Consider the following 19,447-nt stretch of genomic DNA (forward strand, 5'->3'; position numbering starts at 1 on the left):
AGCAAGGTACCTCATAAAAAGCCCCGTACGCACGCTTATTCCACAAGCTAACTGTGCTAACATGCATGAATCAATGGAATATAAAGAGACGTGATTTTATGACTCAACATCTAGTAATCACAGCTGTGGGCACAGATCGCCCAGGTGTATGCAACCAAGTGGTTCATTTAGTCACCCAATCAGGCTGTAACATTATTGATAGCCGTATCGCTCTATTTGGCGAAGAATTTACGCTTATCATGCTGCTGTCTGGAAAGGCAAACAACATCACCCGCGTTGAAACCACCCTGCCCTTGCTTGGACAAGAGCACGACTTGATTACGATTATGAAGCGAACCTCAACTCATGATGTTATTGAGAACTCTTACACCGTAGAGGTGTTCGTTGAGTCAGACGATAAAATCGGCCTTACCGAGCAGTTTACCCAGTTCTTCGCAGACCGAAACATCGGCCTCGATTCGTTAAGTGCGCGAACCATCAATAAATCTAAAGTTCAGCTCGATAACGACCAATTCCATATCTCTATTACCGCTTCTGTGCAATCAGAATGTAATTTGATGCAGCTACAAGAAGAATTTGACGCGCTGTGTCAGAGCCTATCCGTACAAGGCTCGCTCAACTTTATCAAAAACAGTTTTTAAAAAGGAAATATCATGAATACGCTAACGGCTGGTGTTCCAGCACCTGCTTTTTCTCTTCCTGATCAAGATGGTAATATCGTATCTCTTGGTGACTTCAAAGGTAAAAAAGTCCTGTTCTATTTTTACCCAAAAGCAATGACTCCAGGTTGTATTGTGCAAGCTGAAGGCCTGCGTGATATCAAAGCACAACTTGATGACCTAAATGTGGTTGTTCTAGGTGTGAGTGTTGATCCAGTAAAACGCCTACCAAATTTCGTCGAGAAGAAATCTCTAAACTTCACACTGCTATCTGATGAAGACCACAGCGTTGCTGAACAGTTTGGCGTTTGGGGCGAGAAGAAATTCATGGGTAAAGTGTACGACGGTCTGCACCGTATTAGCTTCCTAATTGATGAAGAAGGCCAGATTGAACACGTCTTCAACAAGTTCAAGACTAAAACTCACCACGAAGTGGTTCTAGACTACTTCAATCCAGAAGCTTAATGTTGTTTCTAGTGAATTAATGACCTAATTTCATACCTAGATGATCTAAGTTAACAATTGACTAAGCCAAATACAAAAAGGCCGAATATCATGGATATTCGGCCTTTTTAATACTTACTCAACTGTATTGTTCTTCAATTACGATTGATGCTCAGGCTCATCGTCGAGAGCATGACTCGGTAAAGCATTCCAAACCGCTTTTACCAGCGTAGCAAGCGGGATAGCGAAGAACACGCCCCAGAATCCCCACAATCCGCCAAACACCAATACCGCTACAATAATCGCTACTGGGTGTAGGTTCACGGCTTCAGAGAACAGAACAGGAACGAGCACGTTGCCATCTAGTGCTTGGATAATACCGTAAGCAAGAAGCAGCCAGTAAAATTGAGGCTCTAATCCCCACTGGAACAGGCCAACAATCGCAACTGGAACGGTCACAGCTGCCGCACCGATATAAGGAATCAGTACCGAGAAGCCGACCGCGACAGCCAACAGAGCTGAATAACGCAAATCTAGAATCGCAAAGGTCACATAGCTGACACCACCGACGATCAAGATCTCAAGCACCTTGCCGCGAATATAGTTCGAGATTTGTTGGTTCATCTCAACCCAAACCTTGGTCGCTAGACGACGATTTTTCGGTAGCACGCCACTCGCCATGCTGATCATCTCTTCTTTATCTTTTAGTAAGAAGAAGATAAGCAGCGGCACAAGAATCAAGTAAACCGCAAGCGTAGCCAAGCTCACAAGAGAAGCTAAAGAACCTTTAACAACACTTTCACCAAAGCCCAATGCTTTATTTTTCGCGTTAGACACAATCGATTCAACGATCTGCAAGTTTGCTAATTCAGGATAGCGCTCAGGAATCGTCGCGATGAACTTCTGTAAGCCGCCATACATGCTTGGAATATCATTGATGAGATTACCCACTTGCTCCCAAATGGTCGGTACCAAACCAAATATCGCCAATAGCATCACGCTAAAGAACATTAAGATCACCAACATCACTGAAGGGGTTCTTGGAACACCGAGTCTTTGAAGTTGGGTAACCGGCCACTCAAGTAAGTAAGCCAACACAATAGCCACCAACAATGGCGCGATGAGATGACCAAAGAAGTAGATCGTAATAAAGCCGAATAGAATGATGGCAACCAAACTGACAGCATGGGGATCAGAGAAACGTCGTTTATACCAACGATTGACCATTTCAAGCATCTGACTGCAATTCCTTTTTAGTGACGAGGATATGATGGTAATTAGAGCAAACCTCAGCGATGACGTCATAGGCTTGCTTAGACAAAAAAGTAACAATATCTTTCATCGAGCTGTTATCAGAGACATAAATTGACAATGACTGTCCTACTTCTAACTTTACACTGTGACGCTTGGCTAATAATAAAGCCATTGGACATCGCTCTTGGCGTAAATCTAGAATATTAGGTGTCATTCTTGGGCTCGATGCTTATTATAAGGGTCGTATTGTAATCTGTTTTTCAAAACGCGCCATCATTCATTCATCTTCCTTAATGATAGCGCACTCACTTAGTAAAGGTTAAATCAGATAAAGAACCAATTTGCATTGCTCTTGTCTTACTGTCAGAAGAAACGGAGTATTACTGACTAATATGTTTAAACGCGCTCGTTCAATTGCTTGCTTATGCATCGCAGCCACATTAAGCACCCCAACTTTGGCAAATACCAATGGTTTGGAGCTACCGGATATCGGCACCGCTGCTGGCGGCACCCTCACTATCGACCAAGAACTTATCTATGGTGATGCCTACATGCGCATCATCAGAAGCAGCCAGCCCATCGTCAACGACCCTGTTCTAAACCAATATATCGATACGCTCGGCCATCGCCTTGTCGCGAACGCGAATGATGTAAAGACCCCTTTTCAGTTCTTTATGATCCGTGACCGCAACATCAACGCCTTTGCATTCTTTGGTGGTTATGTTGCTTTGCACTCAGGTCTGTTCCTGCATGCACAATCTGAAAGTGAGTTGGCTTCAGTATTGGCGCACGAAATCGCGCACGTTACCCAACGTCACTTAGCGCGTAGTATGGAAGATCAAGCGCGTCGTTCTCCAGCAACCATCGCAGCGCTAGCAGCCTCTGTATTATTGGCCATTGCAGCACCTGAAGCAGGTATCGCAGCTCTAACTGCCACAACCGCTGGTAACATGCAGAGCCAGATCAACTACACCCGTAGTAATGAAAAAGAAGCTGACCGCTTTGGTATCAATACACTGGCGAAAGCAGGGTTCGATGTGAATGCGATGCCGCGTTTCTTCGGTCGTTTGGCTGATGAATACCGCTATGCAAGCACACCACCCCCAATGCTGCTGACTCACCCATTACCAGAAGATCGAATCACCGATTCACGCGCTCGCGCTCGCAGCTATCCGCCACTAAAACTGGCCCCATCACTGGACTACCATCTAGCAAGAGCCCGCATTGTCGCGCGCTATGCGGGCATTAATAATGATGCCGCTCTAGATTGGTTTGAACGTAAGCTGAAGAAAGCACCTAAAGCCTTGGTTCCATCATTAGAGTATGGCCAAGCACTGGTTTACTTAGATTCTAAAAAATTAGATAAAGCTGAGCCGATTCTGACCAAGCTCATCAACAGCGATCCAACCAACCTGTTTTATCTAGATGCCATTGCGGATCTGCACATTGAACAGAAAAAGCCTGAGATTGCGATTAAAGAACTCGAATCAGCGCTGGTTCGCCAACCAAACAACCCGGTTCTAACCATTAACTACGCCAATGCGCTGATTGAAAATGAAGACCTACAGGAAGCCGTTCGCGTGTTGCAACGTTACACGCACGACAACCCGAACGACACCAACGGCTGGCACCTACTTTCAAAAGTAAATACAAGCCTGGGTAATAGCGACGAAGAACTGGCTGCTCGTGCAGAGATCTTGGCACTGCAAGCCAACTGGAACAAAGCGATTCAGTACTATACGCAGGCTAGCCAAATCGCAGAGCTCGGCAGCCTAAAACAAGCACGTTACGACGCCCGAATTGATCAACTAATGATTCAGCGTGAACGCTTCTTGTCGTTACAGTAAGTGTATTTATTGGCAGCGGTTCGTTGTCAAAAGAAAAAGAAAGCTCAACGTTACATAGTTAAAGAAGCCACTTAAGTGGCTTCAACTGAACAATTAAATCAAAAATAATAATGAGGAAGAACCATGTCCGTCGTGATTTATCATAACCCACGCTGCTCAAAGAGCCGTCAAACTCTCGAACTGCTTGAAGCAAACGGCGTACAGCCAGAAGTTATCAAATACCTAGATACGCCTTTAACCATCGAGCAACTTAAAGTGCTTTTCACGCAGCTTGGTTTTGACAGTGTTCGCGAAATGATGCGCACCAAAGAAGCGGATTACAAAGAGGCTAATCTTGACGATGCATCGGTTACCGATGAAGATCTATTCTCAGCAATGGCGACAAATCCAAAACTGTTTGAACGCCCTGTTGTTGTTGCGAACAACAAAGCAAAGATTGGTCGTCCACCAGAGCAAGTGCTAGAGATTCTGTAAGCCAATATGAGCATCAATATTCTTGTTCTCTACTACAGCCGCCACGGCAACACACGAGGGCTAGCAAGGCAAATTGCACGAGGGGTTGAATCTATCCCTAACTGCGAAGCCATGTTAAGAACCGTGAACGACGTATACACAGCAGAAGAGCAGCCTGATTCGCGTTATCAGCCAACCGATCCTATCGCGACATTGCAAGAGCTCCGTTCTTGCGATGGTTTAGCACTAGGCAGTCCGGTTTGGTTTGGCAACATGGCTGGACCTATGAAGCACTTTTGGGACAGCACAACATCACTGTGGATAAATGGCGATCTGATCGATAAACCAGCTTGCGTGTTTACCTCTTCTTCATCATTGCATGGCGGGCAAGAGACCACACAACAAAGTATGATGTTGCCACTGCTTCACCATGGCATGTTAGTGGTGGGCATCCCCTACTCAGAACCTGCGCTGCATACCACTCAAACTGGTGGCACACCCTATGGTGCGAGTAGTACCGGAGAGAGCGCTTCATTAAGCAAAGATGAAATTGAGTTGGCGCAAAACCTAGGCAAACGCCTAGCGCGCATCGCAATAAACCAGAAGGGAATTTCTCTATGATGTATATGCCAGAGAAGGCGATGTCTCCCACAACCAAGCTATTCCGCTACCTTGCTCTAGCGGGCAACTTGTCGCTTTTATTCTGGGTGATTGCTTGGCAGATGACACTTTCGCCGCATCCTCATCTAAGTAATGTAACGCTTGCTATCGCTTGGGCTATACCGCTGTTACTCCCATTACCGGGCATTCTAGCAGGTAAACCTTATACGCATGCTTGGGCGAACTTTGTCTTAATGCTCTACTTCCTACACGCATTAACTATTTTGTATGTAGACGGTGGCGAGCGCTTATTAGCGGCTGTAGAACTGCTTCTGACGACTCTAGGCTTCGCGGGCAATATCTTATTTACTCGCTTTAGAGCCAAAGAATTAGGCATCAAACTTAAGCGCCTTTCTGAAGTAGAAAAGACCGAGAAAGCTAAGTTCGAGCAGTAACCTGAATTAGGTTGTCCTGACCTAGTATCAATAGAAAAAAGTGACAACAAACAAAAAGCCCTGCGAGATTTCTCTTGCAGGGCTTTTTTCATGAATTCATTTCAATCGGTCATGTCAGAAGACAATCACTAGCGAACCCATTCGTATACTAGGCTTGGCTTAGCATGTACTGGCGCAACAACTGTTAGCTCTTCCGAGCCAGACGTATTTGTTAGCTCAGCATCCGCTTCAGTTGATAACTCACTAACTTTGATGACTTGAACACTTGGGTCTGCTTCGTTAACCGTCGCTTCTGCGCCATCGTTCAGGGTCGTATCAGTAACAGCTGCTGAATCATCGCCTACAGACATGGCGTTGTCTTGCGTTTCAAATTCAGGGCTCACTTCAGGTTCAATGTAAGATTCTTCAACCTTTGCGACTTGACGAATACTTTCAACTTCTTGCTCAAACTCTTGTTGAGTCGACAACAAATGAATTCGGAAGGTCACTTCATTGTTCTGAATCTTAAGGATATCTAGGCTTGCCACTGAGTTTAAACGCTTAAGAGCGCTCTCTAACTGGAAGAAGTCTTGCGCGTTATTTAGGCTAATAAACTGCGTTAAGATTGACTCCGAAGATTCACTCGCAACCGTTACGGCACTCTTACCCGCGTAGTAGTTACTGATTTGGTCGACAAGCTTCTTGGAAGTCGTCGCGCTGTTACCCGATACTGAACCGCTGACTGGCGATTTTGGTGCGCTCGTCAGTTGGTTTGGTTTTTGGTCATACAGAGTCCAGCGTAATCCAGAAGATTGAGCCTTAATCACCAATACAGCATCAACCGGGTAACGTTGACTCGCTTTGCTGATTGGCGAGACAAAGCTGCCCCATAAATCAGAGGTCGCAATACCCGTAATATCGTCAAAATCACCAACAGGTAGCGTCAGGGGTAGGCCGCGCTCTTTTGCGTTAGCTTGTAAGCCTGCAGCCAACTGTGAGTTCGAATGTTCCCACACAATGTTCTTGTCGTAGTTCTGCTCTTCTACTAGCCAAACAAGGATGTTTGAACGAGTGTCAGGCCAGTACGGCAACTGTGCTTGCGTCAATAGAGAACGGATTTGAGCACCGTTAAAACGCATACGCAATGTTGATTGGTCATTGCTTTCGCCAAAACTCATTTGAGACATGTACTGCGAACTTTTACGCATCGCCTTTTGAATCGTCTCATTCGAAGCGACATCGGTTTGGCCAGTCGCACGTATCAATACCTGCTCCATACCTGTATTTCTTGCCACCTGTTCTGGCTGTTTGTTTTCAGCGTTAATCGCAACTTCAGCACTAAAAATATCTACTTGAGTTAAGGCATAACTCGGAGAGGCTAATAGTCCCATCAACAACAATGCTATGTAGCGCATACTGATCCTAATATTCAAATCTTGTGCCTAGATGATAAGCAACTATGGATTGAGGGGCAAGGTCGATAGCGCCCACTGTGTTTAATAACCTTAAAATATCACCTGGCCATGATAAATCGCTCACTTATAAACTGAGTTTTTCGGGCGAGGATGGATATAAAATATCACTAAGATAAATAAATTTGATCTATTTGGTGTGGCAATCGATTGCTAAGTGATAGAATCCCGCGAATTTTATTTTTCGCTTTTCATATAACGACCATTTTTAAGGACATAACATGAAAAATGCTCTGCAAGGTGCGCAAATGCTGTTTGTAGCGTTTGGTGCGCTTGTACTGGTGCCGCTACTAACAGGACTTGATCCCAACGTTGCACTCTTTGGCGCAGGTATCGGTACCCTTTTATTCCAACTTATTACACGCCGTTCAGTGCCAATCTTCTTAGCATCTTCTTTTGCATTCATCGCCCCTATCATGTTTGGTATTCAAACTTGGGGTGTTGGCGCAACCATGGGCGGCCTAATGGCAGCCGGTGTTGTGTATGTATTAATGGGTGCGTTGATTAAAGTGCGTGGTGTAGCCTTCATCCATAAGCTGCTTCCACCCGTCGTGGTTGGCCCTGTGATCATGGTGATCGGTTTAGGTCTTGCGCCTGTTGCGGTAAACATGGCGCTAGGTAAAACAGGCGATGGTGCGGTTCAGCTTATCGATGCAGACGCAGCATTGTGGATTTCATCTATTTCATTGCTCGTGACGATTGTCATCAGTGTGTTCTCGAAAGGCTTCCTTAAACTGCTGCCTATCTTTGGTGGCATTGTCGCGGGTTACATCACAAGCTTGGTTTACGGTGTCGTTGATTTCACTCCAGTTGCTCAAGCTGCTTGGTTAGCTCTACCTAACTTCACCGCGCCAGAGTTCAACATCAACGCGATCTTCTTTATGGTGTTTGTTGCGATTGCACCTGCTGTTGAGCACGTGGGCGACATGCTTGCTATCTCGAACGTTACCGGCAAAGACTACCTTAAGAAGCCAGGTTTACACCGCACTATTACTGGTGACGGTGTGGCAACAATTGCCGCTTCAATGCTGGGCGCTCCACCAAACACTACGTACAGTGAAGTAACAGGTGCAGTAATGCTGACCAAAGCATTCAACCCAGTGATCATGACTTGGGCTGCGGTAACAGCGATTGTTCTTGCATTGGTCGGTAAGCTAGGCGCGCTACTTCAAACGATTCCTGTTCCTGTGATGGGCGGCATCATGATTCTACTGTTTGGTTCAATCGCGACGGTAGGCTTGAATACTCTAATTCAGAATAAAGTAGACCTACATAAATCACGCAACCTTGTGATTGTGGGTATTACGTTAGTCTTCGGTATTGGCGGCATGGCATTTGGCATCGGTGACTTTAGCCTACAGGGCGTAAGCTTATGTGGCATCGTGGCAATCCTACTTAACCTAGTCCTTCCAGAAGAATTAGGCGACAACACCGTAGTAGACAAAGCTCAAATCGATTAATTTATCGGTAAGGCTGGATTCAAAAAAATCACAACCTAACAAGATCAAAAAAGGGAGAGCATCGAATGCTCTCCCTTTTATTTATACGGCTAATTAAGCAGGTTCAGTTAAATTTAAAACTCTTTGAATTAATTTAAACCGAAACTGAATTACTTAGTACCGAAGATCTTATCACCAGCATCGCCAAGACCAGGAACAATGTAGCCCTTGTCGTTTAGCTTCTCATCGATTGCAGCCGTGTACAGCTCAACATCTGGGTGCGCTTTTTCTAGAGCAGCGATACCTTCAGGAGCAGCAACAAGCACAAGAATCTTAAAGTGCTTACAACCTTTCTCTTTCATAAGGTCGATAGTCGCGATCATAGAACCACCTGTCGCAAGCATTGGATCTACCACTAGAGCAATACGCTCATCGATGTTAGATGCAAGCTTGTTAAAGTATGGTACTGGCTCAAGCGTTTCTTCGTCACGGTAGATACCAACAACGCTGATACGTGCACTTGGGATGTGCTCAAGAACGCCGTCCATCATGCCTAGACCAGCACGTAGAATTGGCACTACCGTTACTTTTTTACCTTTAATTTGGTCAACTTCTACTGGACCGTTCCAACCGTTAATCGTCACACGCTCAGTTTCAAAATCTGATGTCGCTTCGTATGTTAGAAGGCTACCCACTTCTGTCGCTAGCTCACGAAAACGCTTAGTGCTAATGTCACCTTCACGCATCAGGCCAATTTTATGTTTTACTAGCGGGTGTTTCACTTCAACAACTTTCATTTCCAACTCCGGCAATATTTAAACAAACCTGTAGATTATACACGAACTGTGGGGTTATTTCAGAATCTTTATTCTAATAAAAAAAACCGCGCAAACGTTTGCTCTTGGTAATCAAGCCCTGTTAGAATAGCGCCGTTTTCACATCCAACTTAAGTTCGAGGACTATCCCGTGAGTGGTAATACTTCTTCTCTAAGCTACAAAGACGCTGGTGTTGATATCGACGCAGGTAATGCACTAGTAGACCGTATCAAAGGTGCTGTTAAACGCACTCGTCGCCCTGAAGTAATGGGCGGTATTGGTGGCTTTGGCGCCCTATGTGAACTTCCAACGAAATACAAAGAGCCGGTACTTGTTTCAGGTACTGATGGTGTTGGTACTAAACTTCGCCTTGCTTTGGATCTGAAAAAACACGACACCATTGGTATCGATCTAGTGGCAATGTGTGTGAACGACTTAATCGTTCAAGGTGGTGAGCCGTTATTCTTCCTAGACTACTACGCAACAGGTAAGCTAGATGTAGATACAGCTGCAGACGTTGTTTCTGGTATCGCTGAAGGTTGTGTTCAAGCTGGCTGTGCACTAATCGGTGGTGAAACGGCTGAAATGCCTGGCATGTACGAAGGCGATGACTACGATGTTGCTGGCTTCTGTGTTGGTGTCGTAGAAAAAGCTGACATCATCGATGGCACTAAAGTAGCTGCAGGCGACGCACTTATCGCTGTTGGTTCAAGTGGTCCACACTCAAACGGTTACTCTTTAATTCGTAAAGTTCTAGAAGTTTCTGGTGCTGATAAGAGTGAAGAACTAGAAGGTCGCACTATTGGTGAGCACCTACTAGAACCGACTAAGATTTACATCAAATCGGCACTTAAGATGATTGCTGAGCATGACATTCATGCTATCTCGCACATCACAGGTGGTGGTTTCTGGGAAAACATCCCACGCGTACTTCCTGAAGGCACTAAAGCAGTGATTGATGGCAAGAGCTGGGAATGGCCTGCTATCTTCAGCTGGCTACAAGAGAAAGGCAACGTGGAAACATTTGAAATGTACCGCACTTTCAACTGTGGTGTTGGCCTTGTTGTTGCTCTACCTAAAGGTCAAGCAGACGCTGCTGTTGAACTGCTGAAAGCTGAAGGCGAAAACGCTTGGGTTATCGGTGAAATTGCTAACGCTGAAACTGGCGAAGAGCAAGTTGAAATCAAATAAGTGATGCGTTCGCTTACTTAGTTAATCAATGAGGACCTTATGGTCCTCATTTTGCTATTTAGCCCGCAGAAAACCTTAGTTTATGTAAGTACATTGTAAATACTTCAGTTAACCAATCGCATGACCCACTCTATGAAGAACAGCCATTCTATGAATAACAGTCACTCGAAGAAAAACATCGTCGTTTTAATCTCAGGAAGCGGAAGTAACTTGCAGGCAATTTTGGATGCCTGTGACAGCCACACGATTGACGCCTCTGTTAAGGCCGTCTTCTCAAATAAAGCGGATGCTTTTGGTCTAGAGCGTGCAAAATCAGCAGGTGTTGACGCTCACTCGGTGAATCCAAAAGAATTTAACTCGCGTGAAGAGTTTGATCATGAATTGATGGTTCAGATCGATGCTTACCAACCCGACCTGATTGTACTCGCTGGCTACATGCGCATTCTGAGTTCAGAGTTTGTTCGTCATTACGCGGGGAAAATGATCAATATCCACCCTTCTCTATTACCTAAGTATCCTGGGCTCCACACCCACCAGCGTGCTATTGATGCAAAGGACAAAGAGCATGGCACCAGCGTCCACTTTGTTACCGAAGAGCTCGATGGTGGCCCAGTGATCTTACAGGCTAAGGTGCCAGTATTTAAAGATGATGATGCTGACATATTAGCAAGCCGAGTGCTCACCCAAGAACACTGCATTTACCCTATGGTCTGTAAATGGTTTGCCGAAGATCGTTTATCGATGGTAAACGGGCAAGCTGTCTTAGACGGTAAAATATTAGGCAAACACGGTTACGCAGAAGAGTAATTCGTATAGCTATTCTCGCAAAGTAAATCACTAAAGAGCAAGCCCTTAAAAATCAGAAAATAAAAAGGCCGCTTATTGACTTATTGGTTCAGTAAGCGGCCTTTCTTATGTTCGGATCAAAAATGATACTATTCGGAACGTTTAGCTCAATGGCTCAGTTGGTGCTTGGCTTGCAACCTTTTTAGGTGCATAAGCAACATCTTCCAAGGCTTTATGGTTATTGCCGATCAGCTCACCAAAATGAAACAACGCATATTCGCCCGGCTTCATTCTAAACCACTCTTCATTGCATGTTAGAGGCTGAGTTGCTACCACCGTGACCACATCATTCGGCGTGGTCTCTTCTTGGAAGTTTATCTCAACATCTTCATCAATCAGGCTCGCATTGCCAAAAGGCGCGCGTCTTGTTATCCAGTACAAATGATTCGTACAGTAGGTCATCACGTACTCACCATCACTGAGTAACATGTTGAAGACGCCTTTCTCTCTTAGCTGATCACAACACTCAGCGACAAAGCGAAACATACCTTCCATGTCTTGTGGTGGTTCAGGAAAACGATCTTCTAATTGTTTCACTAACCAACAGAAAGAAAGTTCACTGTCCGTCTCACCGACCGGTCTGAAACGACCACTAACCAGATCATCGTAATCCGTTAATTGGCCATTATGGGCGAAGGTCCAGTATCGTCCCCAAAGCTCACGGGTAAATGGGTGAGTATTTTCTAGATTAACGCCACCACGATTAGCTTGACGGATATGACTGACAACAGCTTGACTTTTAATTGGGTAGTTTTGAACCAACTCAGCGATCTTGGATTCACAACTAGGGTTAGGATCTTTAAACGTACGGAAACCCTTTCCTTCATAGAAAGTAATACCCCAGCCATCGCGGTGCGGGCCGGTATTGCCTCCACGCTGCATAAGACCAGTAAAGCTAAAACAAATATCAGTTGGCACATTCGCGCTCATACCGAGCAATTCACACATGGTTTAATCTACTCCCTATCAAAACCAATGGAGCCTAAGTTGGGCCCCAAATGTCTTTAAAACTATTATTCCATTTCTTTTTCAACAAGCTGAATCACAATGTGGATGATCTTAATGTGAATCTCTTGGATGCGGTCAGCGTAACCAAAATGTGGAACTCGAATTTCGATATCGGCACAACCTGCCATTTTACCGCCATCTTTACCGGTTAGCGCAATGGTTTTCATGCCTTTAGCTTGAGCAGCTTCAATCGCTTTTAAAATGTTGGCAGAGTTACCAGAAGTCGATAAACCAAACAACACGTCACCCTTACGGCCTACCGCTTCTACATAACGAGAAAATACGTGGTCGTAGCCAAAGTCGTTACTTACACAAGATAAATGGCTAGGATCTGAAATCGCAATACCAGCGTAACCTGGACGATTTTCACGGTATCGGCCAGTAAGCTCCTCCGCGAAGTGCATCGCATCACAGTGTGAGCCACCGTTACCACAAGAAAGTACTTTACCCTCTTGCTTAAATGAATCTGCAATCAGTTTTGCGGCAGCTTCAATTTGGGCAATGTTATGGTCATCACTCAAGAACTTGTTAAGAACGTCAGCAGCTTCGTTCAATTCACTTTTGATTAGGTCATGGTACATAAGGCTTATCTCTTATTTTTTTGACGCAACTTAAAGTGCGCGAAATGAGAACTGGGGGTTTCCCCCTCTTTATCACTGAGTTTACCCACAAACATGAAATAGTGTCGACACTTAAGCCCAAAGATTGCCACCTTTATTAGCCTGTCGCTGCCGATCCGCCCAAATATTCGCCACCAACCTCTCACAATTAGAACTTTAACTCTATTGAGATCACTTTTTATCCACTTTAGAGTTTTACAAATATTTAATATTTTGTTTACACTTGACTGGTTAGACCTCTTACCTAAACTTAATAACAATAAGTGATCTCTGAAAAGGAAATCGATCATGAACATATTGCTCTCCCTACTCGGCATGACAGCAGTCTTAAGCGTCTGTCTTTACCATAGAGTTAGCCTAGTACGCGCATTAATCGTATTAACCGGCACAATGGTAGCATTAACACTGTTTGGCGGCGTAGCTGTCACTGGCTGGCTTTGTTATCTCTTAGCCATTGCGATTTTTGCTGTACCGGCAATTCGTCAGACCATCATCAGTCAAAAAGCGCTTTCTTTGTTTAAAAAAGTACTGCCTGCAATGTCTCAGACAGAAAAGGAAGCATTAGAAGCGGGTACTGTGTGGTGGGAAGCAGAGCTGTTCAAAGGCAAGCCTGAATGGAAGAAACTTCAAAACATCGCTGACCCGAAGCTGTCTGAAGCTGAGCAAGCATTTTTAGATGGTCCAGTAAATACAGTGTGTGAAATGGTCAATGATTACCAAGTAACGCATGAGCTGGCTGATTTGCCACCAGAAGTATGGCAATACCTGAAAGACCATAAATTCTTCGCAATGATCATCAAGAAAAAGTATGGCGGTTTAGAATTCTCAGCTTACGCTCAATCTTTAGTGCTACAAAAGCTAACGGGCGTTTCTAGCGTATTGTCATCAACCGTTGGCGTACCTAACTCGTTAGGCCCCGGTGAGCTATTGCAGCACTACGGTACAGAAGAACAAAGAAACCACTACCTACCCCGCTTAGCGGAAGGTAAAGAGATCCCTTGTTTTGCCCTAACTAGCCCAGAAGCAGGCTCAGATGCAGGTTCAATCCCCGATTATGGCATCGTATGCAAAGGTCAATGGCAAGGCGAAGAAGTCTTAGGTATGCGCCTCACTTGGAACAAGCGCTACATTACCCTTGCACCTGTCGCAACAGTATTGGGGCTTGCGTTTAAATTACGAGATCCAGACGGCCTACTCGGTGACAAGCAAGAGCTCGGTATCACTTGCGCGCTTATCCCTACAGATTTAAAAGGCGTGAAGATTGGTAATCGTCACTCCCCACTTAACGTACCGTTCCAAAATGGCCCAACCCAAGGTGATGATCTCTTCGTTCCTATCGATTTCATCATTGGTGGCCAGAAAATGGCCGGCCAAGGCTGGCGTATGCTGGTTGAGTGTCTATCTGTTGGTCGTGGTATCACACTGCCTTCAAACTCAACGGGTGGCATTAAATCGGCCGCGCTTGCAACCGGTGCTTACGCTCGTATTCGTCGCCAGTTCAAACAACCTATTGGTCGTATGGAAGGGGTTGAAGAGCCGCTTGCACGCCTAGCAGGTAATGCCTACGTAATGGATGCGGCGAGTAACCTAACGGTTGCAGGTATCGATCTTGGCGAAAAGCCTTCGGTTATCTCAGCAATTGTGAAGTACCACTGTACTCACCGTGGCCAACGCAGCATCATCGATGCGATGGACATCGTCGGTGGTAAAGGTATTTGCTTAGGCCCATCAAACTTCTTAGCTCGTAGCTACCAAGGCGCGCCAATCGCGATTACCGTGGAAGGTGCCAACATCCTAACTCGTTCGATGATCATCTATGGTCAAGGTGCAATTCGTTGTCATCCTTACGTACTAAACGAAATGGAAGCCGCTTATTCTGAAAGCAGCGATGCGCTTGATAAGTTTGATTCAGCGTTAGCAGGACACGTTAGCTTTACGATGAGTAACCTAGTCCGCAGCTTGTGGTTTGGTTTAACCGATGGTCGTGGTTCAGATGCGCCAGCACCTTCAAATAAAACAGATAAACAGACACAGCGTTATTACCAACAACTAAACCGCTACAGTGCCAACTTAGCGCTACTGTCTGATATTTCAATGGCAGTTCTAGGCGGCTCACTGAAACGCAGAGAGCGCCTATCAGCAAGATTAGGCGATATCCTAAGCCAACTGTACCTAGGTTCAGCAACACTTAAGCGCTTCGAAAGTGAAGGCAGCCACGCTGAAGATTTACCGTTAGTACATTGGGGGATGCAAGATAGTTTACGTCAGACTGAAGTTGCTATTGATGAGTTCCTAGCGAACTTCCCTAATCCTGTGATTGGTCGTTTACTTCGTGTTGTGTTGATGCCATTCGGTCGCATTCGTCGTGCACCAAACGACAAACTGGACAGCCAAGTCGCGCACATTCTACAAACGCCAAGCGAAACACGTTCTCGTATCGGCCGTGGCCAATACTTGGAAGCGACTGAATACAACCCAGTGGGTAAGATTGAAAAAGCGTTAGAAGTGATTCTTCAAGCAGAACCTCTATTCGACAAAGTCTGCAAAGAGACGCACCAAAAGCGCGCTTTCTTACGACTAGATCTTGTTGCTCAATTAGGGCTAGAGAAAGGCATCTTGACGCAAGAAGAGGCAGACCTGCTGGTTAGCGCCGAGGAACACAGGCTGTACACGATCAACGTTGACGACTTCTCTCCAGAGGAGCTAGCAGCAAAGTCTGAGTATCCAGACCAATCGATTGAGAACGTCGCTTAAGGTCAGAAAAGAAACAAAAACGGGACTCCTATGAGTCCCGTTTTTTTTGTTCATGACATCGTTATCACAAATTTTAATGCTGACATTCTCGAAGCTTACTTTCTCGAGATTTGTTCTCTCAAAGTTTGCTATCTCAAGACAACTCCAATGATATAGACAAGTTACTTTGGTGCCTTAAGCTGCATCTCTGGTTGAGCTTTTTTCTTCGCCTTTACCCGACGAACCACAAACCAAATCAATAAACCTAATAGAATCGCGACCACATTACCCACCGCAATAATGATCATACTGCGCAGCCTGTCACCTTCACGCTTCTGAAGTATCATCAACTCTGCTGCGATACGCTTTTGCTCAGCAAGCGCTTCTTCTTGCAGGCGTCGTGACTCCGCTAAGTCGATATCTTCAACAACGCTGTACGAGTGCTCGGTAATGGGAAAGATCAGTGGACGTTGGCTTGAGGCATCAGTGGCGTAAACCATCCCCGACCAGTTATAAATCCCCAAATCGCCATTATAAGGCAGCTCTAAAGCGACTTTCATTGCATCGACCTCAGCTTGGCCCTGCCTATACATTTCGTATTCATCCGGAGCTTTGTGTTCAACATGAACCGCTAACGAACTAGGCGCAATCATACCCGGCTCCCCTGAAACGACAATCGTATGAAGCTGCCCCTCTTTTCGAGACTGAATGAAGGTTGTAGTGATCGGTGTTGGGTACACCAAAACTTCTTGCTCTTGCGCTCGCAGGAACACACCATTGCCAGAAGTAATACGCGCGCGGTATTTACCTGGCTCAATATCAATCGGCAACGACACAGTGAAAACGCCATCTCCGGCTTTTTCATCAAGACCACTGCCATCGTCGGCAAACTCGCCCATCACAACCGGAATTGGGCGCGCCTCTCTCACTAAAGACTCTTCATTTTCAACGAACTTAGTAAAAGTGACCTTAAGTTTCACGCGATCTAAAAAATCACGCAGCACAAGAGGCTTGCCGTCAGAGGTCAAACGAGCCGTAAATTTAATGTGTTCGGTTTGATACAGTTTGTCTGGGAAGTCATTGGCATCTAAAACAAGGTGAGACAATAGCTTGATGTTGTTCTTAGGTGAGACTTTACCAACCGCTTGCCAAGGTCCTGGCATCGGTTTGTCGATAGATATGATGTCCATGGATGATTCTTCGTACCAACGGACATTATCAGCATTGCGCCAAGAGTAATATTTCTTGCCATCCGGACGAACCAAAACGACAGGTTTAGAGTTATCGGCTCGATAAATCACAAAGGTGACTTGTTCAATACTGGGATCAACTCGAAAACGGTTGTCCAATAAACTCATTACGGATTCTGTTGCCGCATGTAAGCTAAAGCTTAACAGCAATAAGTAACCGGTAGCCAATACCCTTAACATAATTTCTCCCTACTGACGCCAGAGGCAGCTTCCGCTTTTCTCGACGAGATCTAAACGACTTTGATGCGCTTCTACTTCATCGGCCGTAGCTCGTAAAACCTTTAGGGATTTTCGACCACTTTCTGCTCTTCGTATACTTTCACCTTCACCTTCCTTTTGGCCGGCGTTAAATTGCAGCGAAGTTTGCCCACCCGTCATCAATAAATAGACGTCGGCTAGGATCTCCGCATCGAGCAATGCGCCGTGGAGGGTACGGTGCGAGTTATCAATACCGTAACGATCACATAAGATATCTAGGTTGTTTCTTTTGCCTGGAAATATCTTCTTCGCCATGGCCAAGGTATCGGTAACTTTACAGTAGTCATCCGTTTTACCTATCGCTGGGTTGAGCTTCTCAAACTCATAGTCCATAAAGCCCGTATCGAAGGGCGCGTTATGAGCTACCAGCTCAGCACCTTTGATAAAGTCGAGAAACTCTTTATGTATGTCTTGGTATTCTGGCTTATCAATCAAGAATTCATCGGTAATACCGTGAACGCCAATCGCCTCTTCTTGAATCGCACGATCGGGCTTTATATAGACGTGGAAGTGACGCCCGGTCAGCCTACGGTTGATGATCTCTACCGCACCAATTTCAACGATGCGATGCCCCATATAGTGAGGGCCACCTTCTGTATTCATACCGGTGGTTTCGGTATCGAGTACAATGATGCGCTTATTTTCGTCCGAACTGTTTTTTTCGTTCGTGTTTTGTTCTGGAGTGCTACTGGTATTCATAAGGATAACTGTGTCAGACTATGCCGATAATGTGCTTGAGGTAATAGTATCAAATCATGACGAAACAAGTTGAAATTTTCACTGACGGTTCTTGTTTAGGCAACCCAGGTCCTGGTGGCTATGGCATCGTACTTCGCTATAAAAAAGTAGAAAAGACACTAGCCGAAGGCTTTACACTAACGACCAACAACCGTATGGAAATGCTCGCAGCTGTCATCGCTCTCCAAGCACTCAAGGAACCTTGCTCTGTGATTCTGACCACGGATAGCCAATACGTTCGCCAAGGCATCACACAGTGGATCCACAACTGGAAAAAGCGTGACTGGAAAACCGCCGACAAGAAACCGGTTAAAAACGCAGACCTGTGGCAAAGGCTCGATAAAGAAACGGCTCGTCATAGTGTTGATTGGCGCTGGGTTAAAGGACACGCCGGGCACCGAGAAAATGAAATGTGTGATGATTTAGCAAGAAACGCAGCGGAAAATCCGACTCAAGAAGATACGGGCTATCAGCCAAGCTAACCGCTTTTTAAATTAGACGCACATTTCAGAAAGCGATCTGCTAATTTCTAAACCGAATTAGCAGATCAAAAGCCGACAACTAATCGGCTTTTTCTGTTTTCAACGGATATGAAGCTTTAGTTGAATCCATGGTACGACGCGTATTGGTTCTAAAGCTTGCTCCAACCGGAGAGAAACGTCGCTTAAGGTGCCAATGTGGCTTGATAGGCTTAAGTGGGTAAGTTCGTTTACGAGCAACAATAAAGTATTGGCTACCAGCAAAGGAAGCACAGCCGCCCAAGCTGTTCTCTAACCACGTCCACATCGCCTGATACTTACTCATCGGAAACAGTGCATAGGTATCGCAGTGAATCACTTCATAGTTCAATACACCTAACCAGTCTTTAATTCGGTTTGGCGTGTACATACGTCCACTCCAAGGCAAGCTGTTCTTTCGCCAAGGCAGTAAACTTGCTAGTCCGGTAATACTAAACGGATTGAAGCCAGTAATAATGATATAACCATCGTCCATCATCACTCGGTCGACTTCTCTCAATAATCGATGTGGGTCATTGCTATAATCTAACTGATGACTCAGCACCACAACATCAAAGCTTTTCTCCAAAAAGGGTAAATTATAGCCATCCGCTATCACATTATGTAATGGGTTCTGGATATCTAGGTTTACTTGATGTTGAATGTTGCATGTGCAGCTAGAAATCTCACTACTGAGACCGCCAAGCTTGAGCATATGGTAACCAAATAGCTTTGGGCACCACTCATCGAGTCGAGTTTGAATAGATTCTCTCAACCAGTCCCCATTGTGCAATTGTGCCCAAGTGTAAGGACGCTCAAACTTCTTTCTGCTACGTGCTGGCTTCATCAATAACCTGTCTCACTTATTCTGTCTCACTAAAAGTGACT

20 protein-coding genes are annotated in these 19,447 nt (G+C 45.3%); 11 read left to right on the forward strand and 9 right to left on the reverse strand.

From position 1 onward, the window contains the following. Positions 1 to 98: 98 nt before the first annotated feature. Positions 99 to 641: a glycine cleavage system transcriptional repressor gene (locus tag DUN60_RS10240; protein WP_017079431.1), complete on the forward strand. Its 543-nt coding sequence runs from the start codon at positions 99 to 101 to the stop codon at positions 639 to 641. Positions 642 to 653: 12 nt separating this feature from the next. After that, positions 654 to 1,124 (forward strand): thioredoxin-dependent thiol peroxidase, encoded by a 471-nt coding sequence (gene bcp, locus DUN60_RS10245; RefSeq protein ID WP_017079430.1) that lies wholly within the window; start codon positions 654 to 656, stop codon positions 1,122 to 1,124. Between the two features lie 138 nt (positions 1,125 to 1,262). Here the strand turns inward: bcp and DUN60_RS10250 are convergent, their stop codons facing one another. Together DUN60_RS10250 and DUN60_RS10255 are read right to left on the reverse strand one after the other, a co-directional pair. After that, positions 1,263 to 2,339 carry an AI-2E family transporter gene (locus DUN60_RS10250; RefSeq protein ID WP_114633885.1) on the reverse strand — a complete coding sequence of 359 codons (1,077 nt, stop codon included), beginning with the start codon at positions 2,337 to 2,339 and terminating at the stop codon, positions 1,263 to 1,265. Beyond that, positions 2,332 to 2,571 carry a sulfurtransferase TusA family protein gene (locus DUN60_RS10255; RefSeq protein WP_017107216.1) on the reverse strand — a complete coding sequence of 80 codons (240 nt, stop codon included), beginning with the start codon at positions 2,569 to 2,571 and terminating at the stop codon, positions 2,332 to 2,334. Before DUN60_RS10255 ends, DUN60_RS10250 begins: the two co-directional genes overlap by 8 nt. A gap of 178 nt (positions 2,572 to 2,749) precedes the next feature. Between DUN60_RS10255 and bepA the strand changes: the two genes are divergently transcribed. From bepA to DUN60_RS10275, 4 genes are all read left to right on the forward strand, one after another. Beyond that, positions 2,750 to 4,204, forward strand: a complete 1,455-nt coding sequence (gene bepA / locus DUN60_RS10260) for a beta-barrel assembly-enhancing protease (RefSeq protein WP_114633886.1) — start codon at positions 2,750 to 2,752, stop codon at positions 4,202 to 4,204. A 123-nt stretch (positions 4,205 to 4,327) separates the two neighbouring features. Further along, positions 4,328 to 4,678, forward strand: a complete 351-nt coding sequence (arsC, locus tag DUN60_RS10265) for an arsenate reductase (glutaredoxin) (protein ID WP_114633887.1) — start codon at positions 4,328 to 4,330, stop codon at positions 4,676 to 4,678. A gap of 6 nt (positions 4,679 to 4,684) precedes the next feature. Then, positions 4,685 to 5,278 (forward strand): NAD(P)H:quinone oxidoreductase, encoded by a 594-nt coding sequence (gene wrbA, locus DUN60_RS10270; RefSeq protein WP_114633888.1) that lies wholly within the window; start codon positions 4,685 to 4,687, stop codon positions 5,276 to 5,278. Next, on the forward strand, positions 5,275 to 5,712 hold the full coding sequence (locus DUN60_RS10275) for a DUF2069 domain-containing protein (protein ID WP_004734315.1): 438 nt from the start codon (positions 5,275 to 5,277) through the stop codon (positions 5,710 to 5,712). Before wrbA ends, DUN60_RS10275 begins: the two co-directional genes overlap by 4 nt. Before the next feature lie 128 nt (positions 5,713 to 5,840). Here DUN60_RS10275 and DUN60_RS10280 read toward each other — a convergent pair whose 3' ends face one another. Further along, positions 5,841 to 7,106 carry a DUF2066 domain-containing protein gene (locus DUN60_RS10280; protein ID WP_114633889.1) on the reverse strand — a complete coding sequence of 422 codons (1,266 nt, stop codon included), beginning with the start codon at positions 7,104 to 7,106 and terminating at the stop codon, positions 5,841 to 5,843. 278 nt (positions 7,107 to 7,384) lie between these two features. Between DUN60_RS10280 and DUN60_RS10285 the strand changes: the two genes are divergently transcribed. Continuing rightward, on the forward strand, positions 7,385 to 8,623 hold the full coding sequence (locus DUN60_RS10285) for a uracil-xanthine permease family protein (RefSeq protein ID WP_017100802.1): 1,239 nt from the start codon (positions 7,385 to 7,387) through the stop codon (positions 8,621 to 8,623). Positions 8,624 to 8,772: 149 nt separating this feature from the next. Here the strand turns inward: DUN60_RS10285 and upp are convergent, their stop codons facing one another. Continuing rightward, complete coding sequence (gene upp, locus DUN60_RS10290; RefSeq protein WP_004734318.1) at positions 8,773 to 9,399, reverse strand: uracil phosphoribosyltransferase; 627 nt, start codon at positions 9,397 to 9,399, stop codon at positions 8,773 to 8,775. A gap of 169 nt (positions 9,400 to 9,568) precedes the next feature. On the opposite strand from upp, the gene purM reads away from it, so the two are divergent. Beyond that, positions 9,569 to 10,609, forward strand: coding sequence for a phosphoribosylformylglycinamidine cyclo-ligase (gene purM, locus DUN60_RS10295; RefSeq protein WP_114633890.1), 1,041 nt, complete (start codon positions 9,569 to 9,571; stop codon positions 10,607 to 10,609). Positions 10,610 to 10,729: 120 nt separating this feature from the next. After that, positions 10,730 to 11,416 (forward strand): phosphoribosylglycinamide formyltransferase, encoded by a 687-nt coding sequence (gene purN / locus DUN60_RS10300; RefSeq protein WP_114633891.1) that lies wholly within the window; start codon positions 10,730 to 10,732, stop codon positions 11,414 to 11,416. 141 nt (positions 11,417 to 11,557) lie between these two features. Here purN and DUN60_RS10305 read toward each other — a convergent pair whose 3' ends face one another. After that, positions 11,558 to 12,403: a class II glutamine amidotransferase gene (locus DUN60_RS10305; protein WP_017079424.1), complete on the reverse strand. Its 846-nt coding sequence runs from the start codon at positions 12,401 to 12,403 to the stop codon at positions 11,558 to 11,560. 65 nt (positions 12,404 to 12,468) lie between these two features. Beyond that, entirely contained in the window at positions 12,469 to 13,044 is a 576-nt protein-coding gene (gene lpcA, locus DUN60_RS10310) for a D-sedoheptulose 7-phosphate isomerase (RefSeq protein WP_004734322.1), read from the reverse strand. Between the two features lie 327 nt (positions 13,045 to 13,371). Here lpcA and fadE point away from each other — a divergent pair, with 327 nt between their 5' ends. Continuing rightward, the gene (fadE, locus tag DUN60_RS10320) at positions 13,372 to 15,837 is read left to right on the forward strand and encodes an acyl-CoA dehydrogenase FadE (protein WP_114633892.1); all 2,466 of its coding nucleotides are present in this window, start codon (positions 13,372 to 13,374) and stop codon (positions 15,835 to 15,837) included. A 161-nt stretch (positions 15,838 to 15,998) separates the two neighbouring features. On the opposite strand, the gene DUN60_RS10325 is transcribed toward fadE, so the two are convergent. Together DUN60_RS10325 and dnaQ are read right to left on the reverse strand one after the other, a co-directional pair. Beyond that, entirely contained in the window at positions 15,999 to 17,246 is a 1,248-nt protein-coding gene (locus DUN60_RS10325) for a TIGR03503 family protein (protein ID WP_114633893.1), read from the reverse strand. A gap of 9 nt (positions 17,247 to 17,255) precedes the next feature. Continuing rightward, entirely contained in the window at positions 17,256 to 18,023 is a 768-nt protein-coding gene (dnaQ, locus tag DUN60_RS10330) for a DNA polymerase III subunit epsilon (protein ID WP_017084141.1), read from the reverse strand. Positions 18,024 to 18,079: 56 nt separating this feature from the next. On the opposite strand from dnaQ, the gene rnhA reads away from it, so the two are divergent. Next, on the forward strand, positions 18,080 to 18,544 hold the full coding sequence (gene rnhA, locus DUN60_RS10335; RefSeq protein WP_004734327.1) for a ribonuclease HI: 465 nt from the start codon (positions 18,080 to 18,082) through the stop codon (positions 18,542 to 18,544). Between the two features lie 79 nt (positions 18,545 to 18,623). Here the strand turns inward: rnhA and DUN60_RS10340 are convergent, their stop codons facing one another. Further along, positions 18,624 to 19,406, reverse strand: coding sequence for a class I SAM-dependent methyltransferase (locus DUN60_RS10340; protein WP_054547607.1), 783 nt, complete (start codon positions 19,404 to 19,406; stop codon positions 18,624 to 18,626). Between the last annotated feature and the right edge of the window lie 41 nt (positions 19,407 to 19,447).

This window comes from Vibrio splendidus (genome assembly GCF_003345295.1).
Taxonomy (GTDB): Bacteria; Pseudomonadota; Gammaproteobacteria; order Enterobacterales; family Vibrionaceae; genus Vibrio; species Vibrio splendidus_K.

What these genes read in the sequence shown, in the direction of transcription:
- lpcA (WP_004734322.1), bottom strand. Translation starts at nt 13,044, where the DNA reads ATGTACCATGACCTAATCAAAAGTGAATTGAACGAAGCTGCTGACGTT.
- upp (WP_004734318.1), bottom strand. Translation starts at nt 9,399, where the DNA reads ATGAAAGTTGTTGAAGTGAAACACCCGCTAGTAAAACATAAAATTGGC.
- DUN60_RS10305 (WP_017079424.1), bottom strand. Translation starts at nt 12,403, where the DNA reads ATGTGTGAATTGCTCGGTATGAGCGCGAATGTGCCAACTGATATTTGT.
- bepA (WP_114633886.1), top strand. Translation starts at nt 2,750, where the DNA reads ATGTTTAAACGCGCTCGTTCAATTGCTTGCTTATGCATCGCAGCCACA.
- wrbA (WP_114633888.1), top strand. Translation starts at nt 4,685, where the DNA reads ATGAGCATCAATATTCTTGTTCTCTACTACAGCCGCCACGGCAACACA.
- DUN60_RS10285 (WP_017100802.1), top strand. Translation starts at nt 7,385, where the DNA reads ATGAAAAATGCTCTGCAAGGTGCGCAAATGCTGTTTGTAGCGTTTGGT.
- DUN60_RS10340 (WP_054547607.1), bottom strand. Translation starts at nt 19,406, where the DNA reads ATGAAGCCAGCACGTAGCAGAAAGAAGTTTGAGCGTCCTTACACTTGG.
- rnhA (WP_004734327.1), top strand. Translation starts at nt 18,080, where the DNA reads ATGACGAAACAAGTTGAAATTTTCACTGACGGTTCTTGTTTAGGCAAC.
- fadE (WP_114633892.1), top strand. Translation starts at nt 13,372, where the DNA reads ATGAACATATTGCTCTCCCTACTCGGCATGACAGCAGTCTTAAGCGTC.
- purN (WP_114633891.1), top strand. Translation starts at nt 10,730, where the DNA reads ATGACCCACTCTATGAAGAACAGCCATTCTATGAATAACAGTCACTCG.
- DUN60_RS10275 (WP_004734315.1), top strand. Translation starts at nt 5,275, where the DNA reads ATGATGTATATGCCAGAGAAGGCGATGTCTCCCACAACCAAGCTATTC.
- DUN60_RS10325 (WP_114633893.1), bottom strand. Translation starts at nt 17,246, where the DNA reads ATGTTAAGGGTATTGGCTACCGGTTACTTATTGCTGTTAAGCTTTAGC.
- DUN60_RS10250 (WP_114633885.1), bottom strand. Translation starts at nt 2,339, where the DNA reads ATGCTTGAAATGGTCAATCGTTGGTATAAACGACGTTTCTCTGATCCC.
- arsC (WP_114633887.1), top strand. Translation starts at nt 4,328, where the DNA reads ATGTCCGTCGTGATTTATCATAACCCACGCTGCTCAAAGAGCCGTCAA.
- DUN60_RS10240 (WP_017079431.1), top strand. Translation starts at nt 99, where the DNA reads ATGACTCAACATCTAGTAATCACAGCTGTGGGCACAGATCGCCCAGGT.
- dnaQ (WP_017084141.1), bottom strand. Translation starts at nt 18,023, where the DNA reads ATGAATACCAGTAGCACTCCAGAACAAAACACGAACGAAAAAAACAGT.
- DUN60_RS10280 (WP_114633889.1), bottom strand. Translation starts at nt 7,106, where the DNA reads ATGCGCTACATAGCATTGTTGTTGATGGGACTATTAGCCTCTCCGAGT.
- bcp (WP_017079430.1), top strand. Translation starts at nt 654, where the DNA reads ATGAATACGCTAACGGCTGGTGTTCCAGCACCTGCTTTTTCTCTTCCT.
- DUN60_RS10255 (WP_017107216.1), bottom strand. Translation starts at nt 2,571, where the DNA reads ATGACACCTAATATTCTAGATTTACGCCAAGAGCGATGTCCAATGGCT.